Annotated in this window: 12 protein-coding genes and 4 pseudogenes; 10 read left to right on the top strand and 6 right to left on the bottom strand. The window is 57.6% G+C overall.

Features of this window, described 5'->3' with window-relative positions; all coding sequences use genetic code 11:
- Positions 1-73 precede the first annotated feature (73 nt).
- The 4 genes from ACN0SD_RS18940 to ACN0SD_RS18925 form a co-directional block, all read right to left on the bottom strand.
- On the bottom strand, positions 74-1507 hold the full coding sequence (locus ACN0SD_RS18940; protein ID WP_417809763.1) for a mechanosensitive ion channel domain-containing protein: 1434 nt from the start codon (positions 1505-1507) through the stop codon (positions 74-76).
- Between the two features lie 185 nt (positions 1508-1692).
- Positions 1693-3978: an FdhF/YdeP family oxidoreductase gene (locus ACN0SD_RS18935; RefSeq protein WP_417809762.1), complete on the bottom strand. Its 2286-nt coding sequence runs from the start codon at positions 3976-3978 to the stop codon at positions 1693-1695.
- A gap of 128 nt (positions 3979-4106) precedes the next feature.
- On the bottom strand, positions 4107-5120 hold the full coding sequence (cydB, locus tag ACN0SD_RS18930) for a cytochrome d ubiquinol oxidase subunit II (RefSeq protein WP_417809761.1): 1014 nt from the start codon (positions 5118-5120) through the stop codon (positions 4107-4109).
- Positions 5117-6502, bottom strand: a complete 1386-nt coding sequence (locus ACN0SD_RS18925; protein WP_417809760.1) for a cytochrome ubiquinol oxidase subunit I — start codon at positions 6500-6502, stop codon at positions 5117-5119. The genes cydB and ACN0SD_RS18925 overlap by 4 nt, the downstream gene beginning before the upstream one ends.
- Positions 6503-7444: 942 nt before the next feature.
- Between ACN0SD_RS18925 and ACN0SD_RS18920 the strand changes: the two genes are divergently transcribed.
- Positions 7445-8737, top strand: coding sequence for a hypothetical protein (locus ACN0SD_RS18920; RefSeq protein WP_417809759.1), 1293 nt, complete (start codon positions 7445-7447; stop codon positions 8735-8737).
- Positions 8734-9534 (top strand): hypothetical protein, encoded by an 801-nt coding sequence (locus ACN0SD_RS18915; RefSeq protein ID WP_417809758.1) that lies wholly within the window; start codon positions 8734-8736, stop codon positions 9532-9534. The genes ACN0SD_RS18920 and ACN0SD_RS18915 overlap by 4 nt, the downstream gene beginning before the upstream one ends.
- 15 nt (positions 9535-9549) lie before the next feature.
- Here ACN0SD_RS18915 and ACN0SD_RS18910 read toward each other — a convergent pair.
- Positions 9550-10401: pseudogene (locus ACN0SD_RS18910) on the bottom strand (UdgX family uracil-DNA binding protein); the annotation flags it as partial.
- A 404-nt stretch (positions 10402-10805) separates the two neighbouring features.
- Here ACN0SD_RS18910 and ACN0SD_RS18905 point away from each other — a divergent pair.
- The 8 genes and pseudogenes from ACN0SD_RS18905 to ACN0SD_RS18870 form a co-directional block, all read left to right on the top strand.
- Positions 10806-11204, top strand: a complete 399-nt coding sequence (locus ACN0SD_RS18905; RefSeq protein ID WP_417809757.1) for a thiol-disulfide oxidoreductase DCC family protein — start codon at positions 10806-10808, stop codon at positions 11202-11204.
- On the top strand, positions 11201-12463 hold the full coding sequence (locus tag ACN0SD_RS18900; RefSeq protein ID WP_417809756.1) for an MFS transporter: 1263 nt from the start codon (positions 11201-11203) through the stop codon (positions 12461-12463). Before ACN0SD_RS18905 ends, ACN0SD_RS18900 begins: the two co-directional genes overlap by 4 nt.
- A 15-nt stretch (positions 12464-12478) precedes the next feature.
- Entirely contained in the window at positions 12479-13027 is a 549-nt protein-coding gene (locus ACN0SD_RS18895) for a CIA30 family protein (RefSeq protein WP_417809755.1), read from the top strand.
- Between the two features lie 147 nt (positions 13028-13174).
- A complete protein-coding gene (locus ACN0SD_RS18890; RefSeq protein WP_417809754.1) occupies positions 13175-13666 on the top strand; it encodes a fasciclin domain-containing protein in 492 nt (163 codons plus the stop codon).
- 1014 nt (positions 13667-14680) lie between these two features.
- Positions 14681-15409 carry a PEP-CTERM sorting domain-containing protein gene (locus tag ACN0SD_RS18885; protein ID WP_417809753.1) on the top strand — a complete coding sequence of 243 codons (729 nt, stop codon included), beginning with the start codon at positions 14681-14683 and terminating at the stop codon, positions 15407-15409.
- 372 nt (positions 15410-15781) lie between these two features.
- Positions 15782-17602 (top strand): histidine kinase N-terminal 7TM domain-containing protein, encoded by a 1821-nt coding sequence (locus ACN0SD_RS18880; protein WP_417809752.1) that lies wholly within the window; start codon positions 15782-15784, stop codon positions 17600-17602.
- Positions 17603-17820: 218 nt separating this feature from the next.
- Positions 17821-17939: pseudogene (locus ACN0SD_RS18875) on the top strand (DDE-type integrase/transposase/recombinase); the annotation flags it as partial.
- A 54-nt stretch (positions 17940-17993) separates the two neighbouring features.
- A pseudogene (locus ACN0SD_RS18870) lies at positions 17994-18160 on the top strand (IS6 family transposase); the annotation flags it as partial.
- 135 nt (positions 18161-18295) lie between these two features.
- On the opposite strand, the pseudogene ACN0SD_RS18865 reads toward ACN0SD_RS18870, so the two are convergent.
- Positions 18296-18488 (bottom strand): annotated as a pseudogene (locus ACN0SD_RS18865) (IS5/IS1182 family transposase); the annotation flags it as partial.

The following is an 18488-nucleotide window of genomic DNA, read 5'->3' as shown; positions in this document are numbered from 1 at the left end:
CAGATGTCCAAAGGTGTTCCTGTCAGCCTGTGCCCTCGCCGCCGTCGTCATGTTCTGGTTATGAATCCTGACCCTAGGTCGTACCGTCGGGTTTATCCGAGGCCAGCAGATTTTCACCCGCGTCTGACAGGTCTGCAGCGTCGGCTTGGCGCTCCAGCTCTTTCTTTTCCGATACCAAATCCCCTTCGCCGGGAGTGGCTATGGCGGCGTCGCCAAGGGTTGTGCCGGGCGAGCGGGGCTCGGCCTTTGGCGCATCTTCATCCGGCGAAACGCGCCGTATCGGAACACCATTCGGAAAGATGATTTCGCGTGCTTCGTCCGGCATCGAAATTCCCGCCGTTTGCAGCGCCCGTTTGACCTGACGCATGATCGCGGAGCGCACCTTGAAGATTGAATAGGCCGTGCCGTCAAACCAATATTGGACCCGAATGGTCACCGTCGAAGACCCGAGTTCATCGACCAACGCGTTTGGTTCGGGGTCGTCCAAAACGGCGGGATGCGCACGCAGGACATCAATGATGACTTCCTGCGCCTCAAGCACGGAATCGTCATACCCGATGCCCACCTTGAACTCTGCGCGGCGGTTGGGATTGGTTGAGAAATTCTTGATAACGCTTTTAAACACAAGCGCGTTCGGGATCTGGACGTGATTGCCATCCAAGGTCAGCAGCACAGTTGTGCGCATATTCAGGTTCTGCACAATGCCCTGATTTTCGCCGACTTCTATCCAATCGCCCGCCCGAAACGGATTTCGGATACTCAAAAGGATACTGGCCAGAGAGTTTTCCGCAATCTCTCGGAAGGCGAGACCGACAACGATACCGATAAGCCCCGTGCCGCCCAAGACCGTCAGCGCCAGACGCGTCAGGCCAGCCACCTGAAGCACAAGGTAAATGCCGATCAATATCACCGGGATCGAAAGCGTGCGCGCGACAAGCTGTAAAAGCAGCGGCGAGGTAATGCGGTGACGCAGCGAGCGACGCGCAAGGGCCGCCACGCCGCGCGACAGGAACCACGCAAGCAGCAGGAGGATCAAAGACACGACCAAAAGTGGGGCAAACCATTGAACGCGATCGGTCAGTTTTTTGATCTCGCGCCACGTTGGGGTCAGATCCCAACTGATCTGGGGTTTTACCTCGATCCGGTTGACGACGGCGACGACATATTCGGTGCGCAGGGCTAGTTGGCGCGCCCATTCCTTGCGCTCTTCGGTTTCAACGTCGCCATCTAGAAACACAATCCCCTCGCGCACGGTGACGCTCAGCGGGTCAAACCATTCACTGGCAAGAAGGATGCGTTGCAGACGATCCGCTATTTCGGAATCGCGCACGTCAGGCGCAATGGGGATCGATTTTTGAGGATCGCTGGCGACGCTATCGAGCGTATTCGGTGAGGTCTGCGTATAGACCGGGCCAGCAGTAAATGCGAACAATAAGGCGAAAATGATGACGCAAGACAGAGCCATTCTAAGACGGTTCGTGGTGATGTCTCGGCTCTCTGACGTCATTTGATCATCGGCCCTTTCGAAACTGGCAATCTTTCCCGGTTGGAAAAGAGGATTAGCCGAGCGTGCAGCATTCATGTGCGCCGCAAAGTTGCGATCGGGTCTGTCAAACGCTCCTTTGACAAACCTAGCGGGACTCGCTGCGTTGTCGCAAGGGGCGCGCACCCGTAGAGGTTGGGCCAGATGCCTTATGCCTCAGCTTTCTCGATCCTGACAGGCACCCCTTTCGATCCCGGCGTCTTCGACAGTTGATCGTGCAGCCCGACGGGCACTAACACATTGCATTCGGGGTAATAGCCCCCAACCGTGCCGCACGGCAAATCGAACGTCACGACCTTCAGCCCCTCAAGACGGCGATCAACCCCGTCGCACATATCGCCGCTGACCAGCACCGCATCCCCATGCGCAAGCCCCAGATCGGCCATGTCGATCTTGTTCATCAATAGCACATCGCGCGTGCCCTCGATGCCGCGGAAGCGGTCGGAATAGCCGTAAACCGTGGTGTTAAACTGATCGTTCGAGCGCATCGTGATCAGCACGAACCGCCCCGGCGCGTGATCAAAACCCAGCGCGTTCAGCTTGTCGGGCGTGGTAAATTCCAACTTGCCGCTTTCGGTCTTCCAGACCCGCTCATGCGCGGGGTTGCCGCGCCAAAACCCGCCCGGCTCGTTCATGCGAGCGTTGAAATCGCGGAAATCGTCAGGATAGGTCGCCTCGATCAGATCGCGCACCACCGCGTAATCCTTGACCCATTCGGCCCATTTCATCTTGGGGTTCGGGGCCGTCGCGGCCTGCGCGATACCACAGGTGATCGCGAGTTCGGATTTCAGCAGATCGGACGCGGGCGGGTGTTTGCCAAGTGAGCCGTGGATCATCGAGAAACTGTCCTCGACGCTCACATATTGATTGCCAGTCTCCTGCTCATCGACCTCGGAGCGGCTAAGACAGGGCAAGATAAACGCCGCTTGGCCGGGATAAAGATGCGAGCGGTTGAGCTTGGTCGAGATCATCACGGTCAGCTTTTGGCTTGGCCATGCGGTCTCGACACGCGCGGTGTCGGGCAGCGCGCGCACAAGGTTGCCGCCCAGACATAGGGTAGCTGAAACCTTGCCCTCCATCATCGCCTGCGCGGCGGTGACGATATGCATCCCGTCCTCGGTTGGCGGGTCGAAATCAAAGAGGGCACGCAGCTTGTCCATCGGGATCAGCGCGGTTTTCTCGGCGATACCGACCGTGCGCTGGCCTTGCACATTCGAGTGGCCGCGCACCGGGCAACAGCCCGCGCCCAAACGCCCGATATTGCCACGCAGCGCAAGGAAATTGACCAACATCCCGATATTTGTGGCGCCATGCGCGTGTTGCGTCAGCCCCATGCCGTAAACGCCGATCACGCGCTTGGCCTTGATGTAGACCTCGGCGGCTTGGCGCAACGCGGTTTCACTCAACCCGCATTCCTCGCAGATCGCGTCCCAGTCTGTGGCCCGGCAAAACGCGATGAAGGCTTCGTACTCGTGACAATGTTCGCGCAGGAAATCCCAGTCGATCACCGGGGTGCGACCCTGCGCCTGCGCTTTGTCTTCGGCCTCGATCACCGCCTTGCACAACCCCGTTAGCGCCGCGATATCCGAACCTGCCTTGAGTTGGTGATATTGATCCGAGATGATCGTTTCGCGACCCGTCACCATATCTTGCAGATTTTGCGGATCGACAAAGCTGATCAAGCCCTGTTCGCGCACCGGGTTAAAAGTGACGATTTTTGCGCCGCGATCTTTGGCCTCTTTCAGCGGATGCAGGAAACGGGGCGAATTGGTGCCGGGGTTCTGGCCGAAGAAAAAGTAGCAATCGGTTGCTTCAAGGTCTTCCCACAACACGGTGCCGACCGAAGAGCCGATGACCTTTTTCAGTCCTACCGAGGTCGTCTCGTGACACATATTCGAGCTTTGCGGCAGGTTGTTATTCCCGTAAGCGCGCGCCATCAGTGCCCAAAGATAACTCGCCTCCAGCCCCGCATGGCCCGAGGAATAAAACACCACTTCCTGCTTGGGCAGCGTCTTAAGGATCGCGCCGATTTCTGAAAATGCCTGATCCCAAGTAACTTCGACATAGCGGTCGGTTTCGCTGTCATAGCGCAGCGGTACCGTCAGCCGCCCGGTCTTTTCCAGATCATGATCGTTCCAGCCGCGCAGATCGGAGACCTTGTGATCGTCCCAGAATTCCGGCGTGCTGCGTGCGCTCGTCATTTCCCAAAGCGTCGCCTTTGCGCCGTTTTCACAAAACTCGAACGGGTGGTAATTGGCGGGCTTGGGGAAGGCACACGAGGCGCACATGTAGCCGCCCGGTTTGTTCTGCCGCTTAAGCGTGCGCATCACATCTGGCGAGGGCCAACTTTCGCCGAAAATCTGACTGATCCCCTTGAGAGATCCCCAGCCACCCGAGGGGCCGCTCTCTTCGGGTAGATCATCAATTTTGGTCATTGGGGGCCTCCTGAGAGCGTTGAAAAAACGCCCCAACCGAGGGGACGCGTGACGGTTGGGGCGCTAATGAGGGTTCAAAGGGACATGCGGGGTAAACGCAGGCGCGCCCGACTGGTTCCGGCCCTCACCTAGTAGTGATGCTCATGCTCGGATGTCTTGCCGCGAAACACCCAATAGGCATAGGCAGTGTAGGCCAGAATGATGGGCAAGAAGATAGCCGCTCCGACAAGGATGAACAGTTGCGATGAGGCAGGCGTGGACGCCTCGCGGATCGTGATCGACATTGGCACGATATAGGGAAAGATCGACAGGCCAAGCCCGGCGAAACTGACCACAAAAATCGCGATCCCCGACAGATAGGCGGTCAAGCCGCGATCACTGCGGATGGCACGCCAATAGCCAAGACCTGCGCCCAACAGCAAGATCGGCACCAGCGCGCTGAGGAGTATCCCTGGCCATGCAAACCAGCGCTGGAAATAGTCCGGATTGAGGAACGGCGTTGCCAGCGAGGCTAGTCCGATAAAGCCGAGCGTCACGATCAGCGCCTTTTCCCCGATCCGGCGTGCGCGATCATACAGATTGTCCGAGGTCTTGAGCACGATCCAAGCCGCCCCCAGCATCACATACCCCGCAACCAGCGCCAGCGCCGTGCCAAGGGTGAACCAGCTGACCCAATCCATCGGCCCGCCACTAAAGCTGCGCCCGGTCACGGCGGGGCCTTGCAGCAAGCCGCCCAGCACCGCGCCCTGCGCCAAGGTGGCGATCAGAGAACCGCCAAAAAACGCCTTGTCCCAAAGCGGCTTCCAGCGCCGGGTCTTGCCGCGAAACTCAAACGCCACGCCGCGAAACGCCAGTGCGAGCAACATCACGATCAGCGGCACATACAGCGCGTTCAGGATCACCCCATAGGCCAGCGGGAACACGGCCAGCAAACCGCCACCGCCCATCACCAGCCATGTCTCGTTGCCGTCCCAAACGGGCGCAATAGAGTTCATCGCGCGGGTGCGGTTGTCGTCGTTGCCAAGGAAAGGGAATAGAATACCCACCCCCAGATCAAACCCGTCGAGCACGACATAGGTCAACACGGCAAAGGCGATGATCGCAGCCCAGATTTCGAGCAGGTAGGTTTCCAAGCCGCTCATGTGTGGGCCTCCTCTTTATCGGTGGTGACATCTTCCAGCATGACCGCGGCCAGCCCCCCTGCGCGCTGGGGCGTGTTTTCGACTGGCTCTGCTGCCTCAGGCCCGCGCCGCATTAGCCGCAGCAAGTAAAACGTGCCAGAGCCAAACAGGAACGCGTAAACCAGTACAAAGGCGATCAGCGCCACCAATGCGGTCGTGTGATCAAGGTTCGAGACCGACTCCGCCGTCGTCATATGGCCATAGACCGTGTAGGGCTGACGGCCGAATTCGGTGGTGAACCAGCCCATGATGATCGCGGCAAAGCCTCCGGGCGAAAGCAGCAGGGCGGCACGATGGAACAGCCCCGGTTCGTGCAGACGCTTGCGCAACATCAACCAGCCGCCCCAGAACCCGATTGCGGCAAAGGCAAAGCCCAAGCCCACCATGATGCGGAACGTCCAGAACACGATCGACATCGCAGGGCGCTCATCTGGTGGGAAATCGCCAAGGCCGGGCACTTCGCCATCCAGCGAATGAGTCAGGATCAGCGACGAGGCATAGGGGATTTCGATCTTGTAATTGGTCGTCTCGTTTTTCTCGTCAGGGATGCCGAACAAGATCAGCGGCGCACCGGCGCGGGTCTCCCAGTGGCCCTCCATCGCGGCGATTTTCGCGGGTTGGTGCTCAAGCGTATTAAGCCCGTGCTCGTCGCCTGCAAAAATTTGCAGCGGGGCAGTGACCAGAATCATGGCAACCGCCATGCGAAACATCACCCGAACCGCATCATCGGCAGTGCCGCGTAAATGGTGCCACGCGCCCACGCCCGCCACGACCAAAGCGGTCGTCAGATAGGCCGCCAAAACCATATGCACGAAACGATAGGGCAGTGAGGGGTTAAACAGGATCTGCCACCAGTTTTCGGGGATGAACTGCCCCATCTCGTTGATCGCAAAGCCTGCCGGCGTCTGCATCCAGCTATTGACCGACAAGATCCAAAAGGCCGAAATCAGCGTGCCCACCGCAACCATCATTACCGCGAAATAATAGATCGCGGGATTGACCCGGTTGCGCCCGAACAGCAAGTTTCCAAGGAAACCGGCCTCAAGGAAAAAGGCCGTCATCACCTCGTAACCCATCAGCGGGCCGATAATCGGGCCCGCGCGATCTGAAAATGCCGCCCAATTCAGCCCGAATTGATATGACATCACAACGCCGGACACGACGCCCATGCCGAACACCACGGCAAAGATGTGTTTCCAGAATTCAAAGATGCGTAAAAACACATCGCGCCCGGTAATCAGGCGCAGCGTTTCCAGAACGGCAAGAAAGCTTGCCGTGCCGATAGAAAACGCTGGAAAGATAATATGGGCCGACACGACAAAGGCGAACTGTGCTCTTGCCAAGTCAAGCGTCGGTATGTCGGAGAGGATCCTGACGGACCGCTTTCGTTTCAGGTGGAAAGGCGCGTGAGCGTTTCCTCTATCTACGAAGGTTGCATGAGTTCGGTTCACCTTAACACACCGCGACAGCCTGTCGCGGCCTCATGTTTTAGACAAATGGTGCCACCTAAAAAGATGATCTTGCATGCAGTGTTCTTCCGCCTGCGCTGTGCTGTATTCACCTTTCCCCTTGGCACACGCTTGCGGGTAGGGGCGGCTCGTCACTCACAAGCTGCAGGATGTGGTGTTCGTGCCCCCAGCTACCAGAGTTAAGAAGCCAGCTGTGGCATCAGTCGAAGTCAAGTCGCTATCTGATCATCGGTGATGTCGCACTTTGGCTTGATCAACAACCGCTTGCGATCTGGGTCGCCCGGCTAGTCGCGGTGTTGCGGGTCACCTCATAGTCTTTCCGTCCAACCGGGTGCGGTTCAGGTGGAGATCATCATCGCCACCAGGCACATCGACGTCAGCAAGGGTCATGATAGCCAAGTAGTAATGCTGAAGTACAAGCCACGCAAAGATCTATTCACCGGGAACGTCTTGTCTTGCTTGCCTAGAAGACGTATCGGCAGCAGTCACCGTATTTAGACGGTATCGGGCTATTGATATCTTGCAGGCGGTTGAGCGGAAATGCCTTTTCCGGCCCTCCATGAAGAACTGCTTTGCATATGCTCGGTCGGTGCGCCATCCGCAGGATGAAAACGTGTCGCGATAGCGCAAAGCCGCATGGATACCCCCGTGCTACAAGTTTCGCAGCAAGGTCTCGTTGATATAATTGCTGCCTAGATCTTTCTATTTTGCGTGATGATCCTGTCTTTGACTGCGCGATTTCCGTCATTCTACGGAAAGCATTGGAGAACGCGCTAGGCCACCCCATATCAGGGGACAGCTTTGAAAGGATCCGAAATGACCACTGCCCCTCTCTCGCGCGCCGAGGCCCAAGGCGTGCGCTATGCCGCCGAGCTTGAGGGGCATGTGCGTTGGCTCGACAGCTTTTCCGCAGCGGCGCTGGGTGTGTTGGCAACCGCCTCGGGGATCTACACCTACCTTGGCGTGACCTCGCTGCTAGATGATAACGGCGCGCTCAGTTTCTTTGCCGCGATCAGCTATTCTATCGCCGTGTCCGTCGGGATTTTCGTGTTCTGGTCGTATCTGATGCGCCTCCTTCCGGCGGTGCGCACGGTCGGTGCGCGGCTGGGACTGTTCGTGTCGATGCTGATGGGATCGGCGGCGATCATCGCGATGTCGTCATGGCTGAACGCGGCGGCGTTGGCGGGGGCGGCTGCGGTGGAACAGCATCTAGCGACGACGGTGCAGGACTATCAAACCTCGCTGGAGCGCGCCAATGAGATCGCGGTCAGCGCGCAGGGTTTGGGGCGTGACGTGGCGCGCGTGCGTCAATCGTTTGAGGATCTGTCGCAACAAGAGGCCACGGGCGATCTGTCAGGATTGGCCGGGCGCGGCGCGGTGTTTCGCGTCTTGCGGCAAAAATCCGATGAACTGGCTGCGCTGGAATCCCAGATCGCATCGCAACAGCCGCTTGTCGATAACGCCTTTGCCGAGGGTAACGCGATCCTGAGCCGGATGCGGTCTTTAACCGTCGAGCCCGGCCCGATCGAGGAACGCTCGGTCCAGTTTTCCGAAGAAGCGGTGCGCCTCGCGGGTGTCATCACGCAGTTGCGCCAGCTTTCGGTCGCGCCCTTGGTCAGCCGGGCTGCCGAGGATCTAAGCGCGTCGGTCGTGTTGCCCGAACTTGACGGGCGCACTGCCGAGAACCGCGCCGGACAGCAATCGACGATCTCATCGGTGTTGCAACTGCTGGGACAACGCGCCGACACCCTGCGGCGCGCTGCCGATGCGGTGGTCGCGATGCCCCCGCCGGTTGAGACGATTTACACGCCGATCAGCACGGCTGACGCGGTGATCCGATACGCGGCGAATTTTGCGCCAAGCTGGGCGGGGGCAATTGCGATTGACCTGCTGCCCGCGGTGCTAGTGTTCATTCTCGCGATCACCCATGCAGCGATCCGCTCGGGGAAATCGCGGGTAGGGGTGGAAGATACGATGACCTTGGCCGAGCTGCGCGCCGCGCTGAATGCGGTTGGCGATATCGAAGCGGTGATGCGGCGCACCTCGGCGGCCTCGTCAGATACGCCGCCCGCCTTGCCCGAACCTGACAAAGACGCCCCGCCGCAATGACCAAGGCCACGCGCAAAACCGGGTTTCGGGCGTTCAACGTCCGCACCGCGATCTACTGGACGCTTGGCGTGCAGGTGACGCTTGCGGTGCTGTTGATGGGCGGGGATTTGTGGGGCGCGCTTCCACAGCTTGGTGGCCGCTCCGACCAGCCCGCCTTTGATACGCCGGTCAATCCGGGCGATCAGACACGCCGCTACCGGCCCGGCGACATGCCGCTGGCCCCGGCGCGTGAGGGCAATCCAGCGCGCCCGTTTCGCACAACCGGCGACATGCCCGAGCACCTGACCTTCACGCGCGACGGTGCCACGCTGACCCTGACCGGCGCGATCAAAGTGGGCGATGCCGACCGCTTTGCCTCCTATCTGACGGCCGAGGAAACGGCTGGCGGAGAGCCGTTCACAACGCTGCGGCTGAACTCTCCGGGTGGGTCGGTTTCGGATGCTTTGGCGATCGGGCGGCGCGTGCGGGCGTATGGTTTGAACACGCATTTGCTGGCGGGGGATATCTGTCTGTCAGCGTGTCCCTATGTGTTTGCATCGGGGGTGAGGCGCGAGGCTGATGCAGATACGCAGGTCGGCGTGCATCAGCATTTCTTTGGCAAAAGCAGGGTGTTGCCCGCGTTTCTGGCGGTGGAAGACGTGCAGCGCGGACAGGGCGAGGTAATGGCCTATCTCGATGATATGGGCGTGGATACGCGGGTGTTGCAGCACGCGCTTGTGACCCCGCCAAACGAGATTTACATCCTTTTGCCAGAGCAGTTGCGCGAGTATGCGATGATCACCCCGCCACCCGAGTGACGCCATGTTGGGGGCCTAGCCGGCAAATTGCACGGCTGTCTCAAGATCACGGTGCAACTGCGCGTAGCCCGCCTGCTGTTTGCCAAGATCGCGCTGACGCAGCAGGTATGAGGGGTGCAGCGTGATCAGAACGGGCGGCCCCGCGCGGCTATCCTCGATCTATCCGGATCTGGCAAGAACGCCCTCGCCACGTCCCGTCAGGCTAAGCGCTGCCGTGGCCCCCATCGCGACGATCAGCTTGGGTTTCACGCGCGCGATTTCGGCGTCCAGCCACCAGCGACAATGCTCGATTTTCGATGTGTTGGGGCGCTCGTGAATGCGGCGCTTGCCCCGCAAGGCGAATTTGAAACGCTTCGCCGCGTTGGTCAGATAGGATTGATTTCGATCCAGTCCCGCTTGGGTCGCGATCTTGTCAAACACCTTCCCCGCTGGGCCGACAAAAGGCCGCCCGCTCAGGTCTTCGATGTCGTCGGGCTGTTCGCCCACAATCATCAGACCGCTGTTCACGGGACCTTTGCCCAAGGCGGCCTGCGTCGCATTGCGATGCAGCGGGCAGCGTGTGCAAGCGGCAATCGCGGCGGGCAACGCATCGCTTGGCCCCTCCCAAGCCGAGTGGCATCCCGCAAGCTGCGCCTGAACCTTTGCCATGCGCGCCGGGGGCATCGAGGGCGCGGCCTCGGCCATTGCACGCGCCCGCGCAGGCGCATTCGCGATCATATCTGCGATGGAGGCCGCTTCGGGCATATTTTTCCAGTATTTCTTGGGTATCTCCGATTGCATCGCCTTCACTTTAAGACGTGCTGGATTGAAAATATTGCGGAAATAGGTAATCCAAAGCTGCTCGCTGACGTCAGACAGAAGGGGAGGCGAATTTGACCGCTGAGCTTAGGCGGGTGAAGCCAGAACTGGCCCGAGTCATCGAGGAGCGTGATATTATAAAAAAGGACGCAACATACTTCGCGCGAGAGTCCCATTGAAGTATGGCTTAAAGCGAACTCCAAACCATGCCTTTGGACCAGGTGACCAGATTGCGGAGTTCCTTGACATTGGGGTGGTCGGCCTTGGCATTGCGCAGTGGAAGACTGGACGGAAGGGATTTCTAGCCATGGAGCTCAGTTACCGCGCCGCGACAATGCTCGCGGACGGCGCCGGTGCAACTTGCTGCGGCTCTCATCAGGAGAGGCGGATTCCCACCAGCAATAAATATCCAGCCTGATAGATCCTTGCAGCGTTCATCCACGTAACAAAGGTGAACAAAGTTGGACATGATCATGACCCATACCTCAAAGGGCCAAGCCGCAGGCGCGACAGTTTTCTACGACGGGGCGTGCCCGCTTTGCCGCGCCGAGATTGGGCTATATCGTGATGCGCGAGGCGCCGACGCGTTGGAATTTGTTGATCTATCGGACTCCGCGGCAGCGCTGCCCGAAAACTTGAGCCGCGCCGAGGCGCTAGCTCGGTTTCATGTTGGCGTAGGGGATGGCCGCCTCGTCTCGGGCGCGGCAGCTTTCGCGGAACTTTGGTCGCACTTACCGCGCTGGCGCGGGGTGGCGCGTATGGCGCGCTGGCCGGTTATTCGCACTATGCTCGAACTAGTGTATCGCGTTTTTCTGAAACTGCGCCCGGTCATCGTCTGGCTATTTGTTCGGACTATCGGGCGGCGCGCATGATGGTCTCGGCGCGTCAGCATCAATCGCAGGGCTATTGGCGCGTGGGCTTTTTCGCGATGACACTCGCGACGGCGAGCATCCCGATCTATATCCATCTGCCCAGCTTCGCAGCAATGCGCTTCGACCTTTCGCTCAGTCAGGTGGGGACGATTCTGCTTCTGATCCGCGTCGCGGACTTTCTGCAAGATCCGCTTTTGGGCTGGATCACCGACCGCTGGGCAATCCACCGCGCCCGCTTTGCGGTTCTTGCGATGGGCACGCTGGCGGCGGGGTGCCTCATGGTCTTTTCCCTGCCAGCGATTGGGAACGCGGCGCTCTGGCTGGCGGCGGGGCTTATCATCACCTTCACCGGATACAGCCTCGGAACGATCCTGCTTTACGGTCAAAGCGCGGCCTTCGCGGGCACGGGGCAAGCGGGCGCCCAGTTTGGCCTTGCAGCGTGGCGCGAGACAGGCGTGCTGATCGGTGTCACCCTCGGCGCGATTGCTCCGACAGTGCTCAGTATGCCCGCGCCTGTCGCGGATGGCTACGCTGCCTTCGGAGGGCTGCTCGCTGGGATCGCGATGATTGCGATTGTGCTTGCGCGGCCGCTATGGCGTAAAACGCAAATGGCCTCGTTGCGCCTGAACTGGAGGGGGCTGATCGGCTCGGGTGCGGGCTGGCTTTTGCTACTGGCCTTCATCAATAGCCTACCGGTGGCCGTGACATCGACACTGTTTTTGTTCTTCGTCGGGGATCGGCTTGGCCTACCCGATCTCGCGGGGCTTTTCCTGATCCTGTTCTTCATAGCCGCCGGGATCAGTGCTCCGATCTGGGGACGGATGGCCAAGGCATTCGGCGCGCGCCGGGTTCTGGTAGCGTCGATGAGCCTTGCCATCGTGAGCTTTATGGGCGCCTTCGCCTTGCCCCCCGGAGCTGCCCTGATGTTCGCGGCGATCTGCATCGGCTCAGGGATCGCGCTAGGGGCCGATATGGTCATTCTTTCCGGGCTCTTCGCGTCCGCGCTCTCGCGTGCGGAGCTGCAAGCGGGGCAGGCCTTCGGGTTCTGGAACTTCAGCGCCAAGGCAACGTTGGCGATTGCGGCGGGGGGGATGTTGCCGACGCTTCAGCATTACGGCTATCGCCCTGGCGCAGAAAACACGACAGACGCGCTTTTTGCGCTCAATATCAGTTATGCCCTTGTGCCCTGCGCGTTGAAACTGGCGGCAATTGCCCTCGTTTTACGATTGCCACGCGAAACTCTCGATCCTGAAACCTGACCCCGGAGGGGAGCAATGACACTCAAGACCTTTCTCATTACACTGACCCTAATCGGCGCAAGCTTTGCAGCCTATGGTGAAACAATGAAACCCGAGACCTTCAGCAATCGACCCGAAACCCGCTGGCGCTTTTTCACCGACGGGGTAATGGGCGGTGTCTCTAGCGGGCAGGTCAGCTTTCACGCGGAGGGTAGGCAGCATTACGCGCGCCTGACGGGCAGCGTCAGCACGAAAAACCGCGGCGGCTTCATCCAGATGCAAAGGTCGCTTGATGTCCCTCCTGAAGGCGCCGAGGGCGTGCGGATCGTGATGCGCGGCAATAATGAGGATTATTTCATCCACCTGCGCAGCCGCACGATGCTGCTGCCTTGGCAATATTACCAAGCGCGCTTTCACGCGTCGGCGGATTGGGTCGAGGTTAAATTGCCGTTCTCTGCCTTCAAACCCTCGGGCGGCCTGCTGCGTTCCAAGCCGCGTGCGAAAGACGTCAAATCCATCGCGGTCGTGGCCTATGGGAAGGACTTTCAGGCAGCGGTCGACGTAAAGGAAATCGGCTTTTATTGAGCGTCTCCTGCGGGCCATTGCTAGATCCTGTATACTCCAGATCGCTCTCGATTGTGTGCAAGGCCATGATCTTTCTGTGATCCGATTTCGCACAGCGAGCGTATCCCCTGCATGATCCGCAACGGGTCTCAACTAGGGAGTATGAGTATGCTGAGAAGAACCTTCATCGCAGCGGTTGTCGCAGGCACCGCCCTCGTTTCCACCCCGATCTATGCCGAGGATAGCGGCAAAATGGATATCGTCGACACGGCCGTAAACGCTGGCAGCTTCGGCACGCTGGTCGCGGCCGTCCAGGCGGCTGGGCTAGTCGATACGCTCAAAAGCGAAGGCCCCTTTACCGTCTTTGCACCCACTGACGAGGCCTTTGCCAAGCTGCCTGCGGGCACGGTCGAAGACCTGCTGAAGCCCGAGAATAAAGACAAGCTGACGGCCATCCTCACTTATCACGTCGTGCCGGGCAAGGTGATGTCCGGCGATCTGAGCGATGGTATGATGGCGACGACCGTTCAGGGCTCGCAGGTCACGATCAAGACTGATCCGAGTGTCATGGTCGACGAGGCCAACGTGACGCAGGCCGATATCGAGGCCAGCAATGGTGTGATCCATGTCATCGACGCGGTGATCATGCCGAAAATGTAGGTGGGTCGCCTGCCAGTCCCCCGGTAGGTGCTCACAGGTTGCCCGCACGCAACTAATTTCGGTGCGGGCAACCGACTGTTTATGCCTCTCGCATAGGGCGAAGCGCGTTTTTGAACGACACGCGACGATCATAGATTTGCCGTCCGCCTAACGATGGTGCCTTCGCCACTTGGACTGTGACGATGCAGAGCTGCGGCGCCAACGCCCGAGCGCCCGGGAAAAAGCGATGCTGATACGTGCAACTTTGTCTGAAAGGGTAGTTTACAACCGGGTTGCAGCAGAATACCTCCTCATTAAATGCACATCAACCATATGAGAAATAACAAAAATATGGACAATCGCGACCGACAGAGCAAATTGTTTCCGGAGATCGCGTTTTTTGAGGTGTCATTGGATGCACCCGACCATTCGAGAAATTCTAGCTGGGCAACACTAGATTATTTTCAGCGAATGAGACGATGTTTGGGAGGCCGTTTCCGGCAAATTTTCGCTGCGACTTGGGCGTATGCTAGCGCCGTTTCCGGTCGTTGATGCCGTGTTCTTGCTCGCCGTAATAATACTGGTGGAAATAGGTCATTGATCCCTGTGCGGGATTGCCATGAGATCAATATTCTCCTTTTGGCCTCAAAGCAGGCTCTATTCCTCGGCGCGATGCCGTTTCTGCGACACGTTTCAAGCTCTTCAGCCGATTTGGGGCAGCATCAGGGTCGCTCAGAGGGTGCGATGGGTCGACGAGGACAAGTTGGGCCATGTGCTGGGCGAGTTCTCCGTGCTGAGGGTTTGGGCGCAATCGTCGCGCGGGCCTGACAGAAAAGACCTTCAACCACAGCGCCGCTCTTTCGGGCGGTGATTTCCGTTGTCCAAAAACCTTCGCGAAATCGCCACCTCATCGCCCCCGCTGCGCCGCATTCAGAGCGCTATTGGAGGCCTTAATCATCGTTAACGAAGCCTGAACAGCGCTGGGATATTTCCAGAACGGTAGGCCAAACGAGATATTGAGTTGGACCTACGATCATGACGCTTCGCCGCTTCATCACCGGAATTGTCGCACTGGTTCTGGCCAGTTCGTTAAGCGCAGGCACGGCGCAGGCCCTTAGTGTCGATCTGATCACCAATGGCGATTTCGAGACCGGAGACCTGTCGGGCTGGACGACAACCTCGACCCGAAAGGAAAAGGATCAACGCTTTGTAATCGATGAAGGGAAAAAGAAAGAACCGCCTTTGTCGGGAAACTACGATGTGACTTACGAGACGAAACATGAGGGCGTAGCCACGCTGACGCAATTCTTCACCGTGCCGAGCAAGGTGGCGTCGGCAACGTTCAGTTTCACGCAGCAAATTGATATCAGTAAAGTCATCAAAATCGATAAGATTGTCGACTGGGCCGATCAGCAGTTTACGGTCTCGGTCGTGGACTCTCTGGGCGCCATGATTTCGGAAATTTATGCAACGACATCGCAGGACATACCAAAGGGCGACGGCACGGCTTCGATGCTGAGCTTCGATCTGACCTCGTTGATGCAGGCTTATGCGGGTGACACGCTGGGTATTCAGTTCTCGCTGGCGGTGGTAGACAAGTCGATGACGGTCACGCTAGACGGGATAGCGATGATGGTGGAAACGCCCGCCGCAGTGCCGCTGCCAGCCTCGATTTGGATGATGCTGGCGGGCTTGGGGCTATTTGCTTTCCTCGGCTGGAAGCGCCGCGATGCGGGAAATTCTACTTCGTTTACCCTAGGTTGAGCATTCATAATTGCCTGGCCTTGCTTCCCTGCGCATCAAAAGAGGAACGCCCTGAGAAAAAAGCCTTCCGAACATGCATCGCTTTGATGAAAAAAACATTATTCGCCATAATACTGACTGATTTATAGGGGAAATCTAAGTTGCTTTCTAATTTTTTCAAAGAAAGGATGCTATTGTGCGCAACACTTATTTTTCGTCGTCCCTTCCGGGCATTGCAGTCTCAAGCATTTGTCTGACCGCCATTTCGATTTCAGCCCAGGCGGAATGTGTCGGCTCCAGCAGCCATACTGATCCACAGGGCGATACCCACATCCAGTCTTACGATACTGAAGGGAACAGCTATTCAGTCAACTTCGATCATTGGATGAGACAATGATGACGTGTCTTGAGGGAGTAGCGGGGGTCCCGGTCTTTTGGTTTGTTGTCGCGGTCAGCACTATTGCTGCTCTCGTTTTGCTTTGGATGCTGAAGTTTCAGAGCTTTAATGGGAGGGTTGATTACGCACTCACCTTTGTCGCCGTGATCTGGACCTTGATGACGGTTGGACTGGAGGCTGCTTCGAGCAGTTTCTCCTGTAAATTCCAATGGGCGATCATGGCATGGCTTGGCAATGCCATGTTGCCGGTTGCTTGGTGCTTCTTCGTATTTGCGTACATCGACAACGCTTCATGGCTTAAAAAACGCATCGCCCGCGCTGCACTGGTCGTGGTGCCCATAGCAATATTCGCTTTTGCTATCACCAACCCCTGGCATCACCTCGTCTATACAAATGCTTCAATTGTTCCGCAGGGTGAGGACTACATTGCGTATGTTCACGGGCCCGGTTTCTACATAATTATCGCAACCCTTTACTCATTTGTGCTAGCAACCCTCTTTTGCCTCGCTAAGGCCTTCACGCGAGCAAAGCGGACAGCGTGGCCTCTTTTAACCGTTCTGGTCGCAATAACTATAGCGCCACTTGCAGCAAATACTGGCTACGTTGTCTTCGGCTTTACCGTCTTTGGCCTCGATCCAACGGCCTTCATGTTCACTCTTGGAATTGTCACCTTCACGTGGTTCCTCGTTACAAATAAAACAATGGATATGGCCTTTGTTGGTCAGTCAGGACTGGCAAATACGATGAGCGAGCCAGTCGTCATGATCGATAGAAATCGTAGAATTATTTTAATGAACACGGCGGCAAAATGTACTGAATTCAACCATGGTTCCGCGCATTTTCTAAACGAAATTCTCGTAAATATCGAGGATTTCGAAACGCATAAATCTGTTTGTCACCTGAACATTGGAAATCGGGTTTATGAACCCAGAATTCGAGAAATAGAAAGCCCACTTGATCCGTCAAAGACTATTCTCGGATGGAGCATCACCTTTGTTGATATCACGGATCGGATCGCCACCAGTGCGGCCCTCGAAGAGGCGCTTCAACGGGCAGACGAGGCCAACCGCAAGAAAGACGAGTTTATCTCGGTTGTTAGCCATGAACTGCGAACCCCCTTGACCTCGCTCATAGGAGGTTTGGCGCTTGCACGTAGTGGTCAACTTGGGGATGTGTCCGATCCTATTCTTTCGGTGCTCAACATTGCGCACCGAAATGGCATCCGCCTATCACGTCTGGTCGACAACATTCTGTTGGCACAGAAAATCGACATCAATGCGTTGACTTTGGAAAGCAAGCCTGTCGATCTCGGCCAACTCCTCGAAGAGAGCTTCAAGGAGAATGAAATGTTCGCTAAAGAGCGGGGTGTGCGGCTCACGCTTGGAAGTATTGTTCTTGCTCCGGTCGTCGTCGGGGATGCCTTCGCAATCCGTCAGATCATCGATAACCTAATCTCGAATGCCATCAAGTTTTCGAACAAGACTGGCGTCATCGAAGGCGCAATTGAATTTTCGAACGGGCAGGTAAGGCTTTCGATTGCTAACTCTGGTCAAGGAATTCCCGAAGGTATGGAAAACCAAGTATTCGGTCGCTTCGGGCAAGTTGACAATAGTAGTCAACGCTCTACTCAAGGATCCGGGCTTGGTCTGCATATTTCGAAGAAGCTTGCCAACCAGATGTTGGGGGATATCGTCTATGAAAGCGAGTTGGGTGTCTCTACGACGTTTTATGTTATGTTTCCGTTGGCGGACCAACACGCTGCCGGACAACTTAAAATTAATGCGGCCGCTCGCGTAGAATGCGACATTGCGGTATAATCGGCGCTTGCCTTTATCAGCGCCACCGTTTTCTGCCCGACGTGATTGCCCATATCGTCCGGCGGTAGTTCCGGTGCAACCGGAGCCTGCGGATGGTTGAAGACCTTTTGGCCGGGCGCGGCATCATCGTGTCGCACCAGACGGTGCGGGCGTTGGCCGAAATGTTCGGGCGGGAATTAGCGAAAGCGATCCGTCACCGTTTGGCTGGTAAACTCGGCGACAAATGGCATCTGGATGAAGTTGTCATCGAGGGCCGCAAGCATTGGCTTCGGCAGGCAGTCGATCAGGAGGGGGCGCGCTGGATGTGCTGGGTCAAGCCCGCCGCAATCGGCGGGCCGGGCTCTGTCGCAAACGTTCCCAGACTTCCTGTTGGGGCCGCATTGACGCATAGGATCATCGCTTCATCAGGCGTATCACGCGCGGCCTATGCTTGGTTTCAAGGCCTTCCATTCAGCTGTAGCTACCTTGGCCGGGATCAAAACCGCCCATATGATACCTAAGGGTCAATTCGGCGCCAACGGCCTTACCGCGTTTCAGCAATTTGCCCTGCTCGCAGCGAAGTTTGTGTCCCGAGATCAACCTCGTTCGAGACACCAAAACTGTGCAACGGAACTGGGCGTTTGATCGCACCATCAAGCCATAAGTTCAGCCAGATGAAACGGATCGGCTTTTTTCTCGCGCATTTCTTCTAGGTCATGTTGACAAAAGGCGCACCCAGTGGCGGATGGATGTGATGTCCATGAAGCCCAGGAAACTCAAGGCCGTATCGTCGTGGCGGGTTGCGACGCGGCGTGCGTTCTTGAGCTTGTTGAAGCACCGCTTGACCAAGTTGCGCAAGGAATGCAGCGAATGATCGACACCGACGCGCATCTTGCGTGATTTGCGC

Source organism: Thioclava sp., assembly GCF_048263065.1.
GTDB lineage: Bacteria > Pseudomonadota > Alphaproteobacteria > Rhodobacterales > Rhodobacteraceae > Thioclava.
This window is presented reverse-complemented; position numbering and strand designations above follow the sequence as displayed.

Bases quoted from the DNA above. Each gene is read 5' to 3' on its own strand.
- ACN0SD_RS18940 (WP_417809763.1), bottom strand. From the start codon at position 1,507: ATGACGTCAGAGAGCCGAGACATCACCACGAACCGTCTTAGAATGGCT.
- ACN0SD_RS18935 (WP_417809762.1), bottom strand. From the start codon at position 3,978: ATGACCAAAATTGATGATCTACCCGAAGAGAGCGGCCCCTCGGGTGGC.
- cydB (WP_417809761.1), bottom strand. From the start codon at position 5,120: ATGAGCGGCTTGGAAACCTACCTGCTCGAAATCTGGGCTGCGATCATC.
- ACN0SD_RS18920 (WP_417809759.1), top strand. From the start codon at position 7,445: ATGACCACTGCCCCTCTCTCGCGCGCCGAGGCCCAAGGCGTGCGCTAT.
- ACN0SD_RS18915 (WP_417809758.1), top strand. From the start codon at position 8,734: ATGACCAAGGCCACGCGCAAAACCGGGTTTCGGGCGTTCAACGTCCGC.
- ACN0SD_RS18905 (WP_417809757.1), top strand. From the start codon at position 10,806: ATGACCCATACCTCAAAGGGCCAAGCCGCAGGCGCGACAGTTTTCTAC.
- ACN0SD_RS18900 (WP_417809756.1), top strand. From the start codon at position 11,201: ATGATGGTCTCGGCGCGTCAGCATCAATCGCAGGGCTATTGGCGCGTG.
- ACN0SD_RS18895 (WP_417809755.1), top strand. From the start codon at position 12,479: ATGACACTCAAGACCTTTCTCATTACACTGACCCTAATCGGCGCAAGC.
- ACN0SD_RS18890 (WP_417809754.1), top strand. From the start codon at position 13,175: ATGCTGAGAAGAACCTTCATCGCAGCGGTTGTCGCAGGCACCGCCCTC.
- ACN0SD_RS18885 (WP_417809753.1), top strand. From the start codon at position 14,681: ATGACGCTTCGCCGCTTCATCACCGGAATTGTCGCACTGGTTCTGGCC.
- ACN0SD_RS18880 (WP_417809752.1), top strand. From the start codon at position 15,782: ATGATGACGTGTCTTGAGGGAGTAGCGGGGGTCCCGGTCTTTTGGTTT.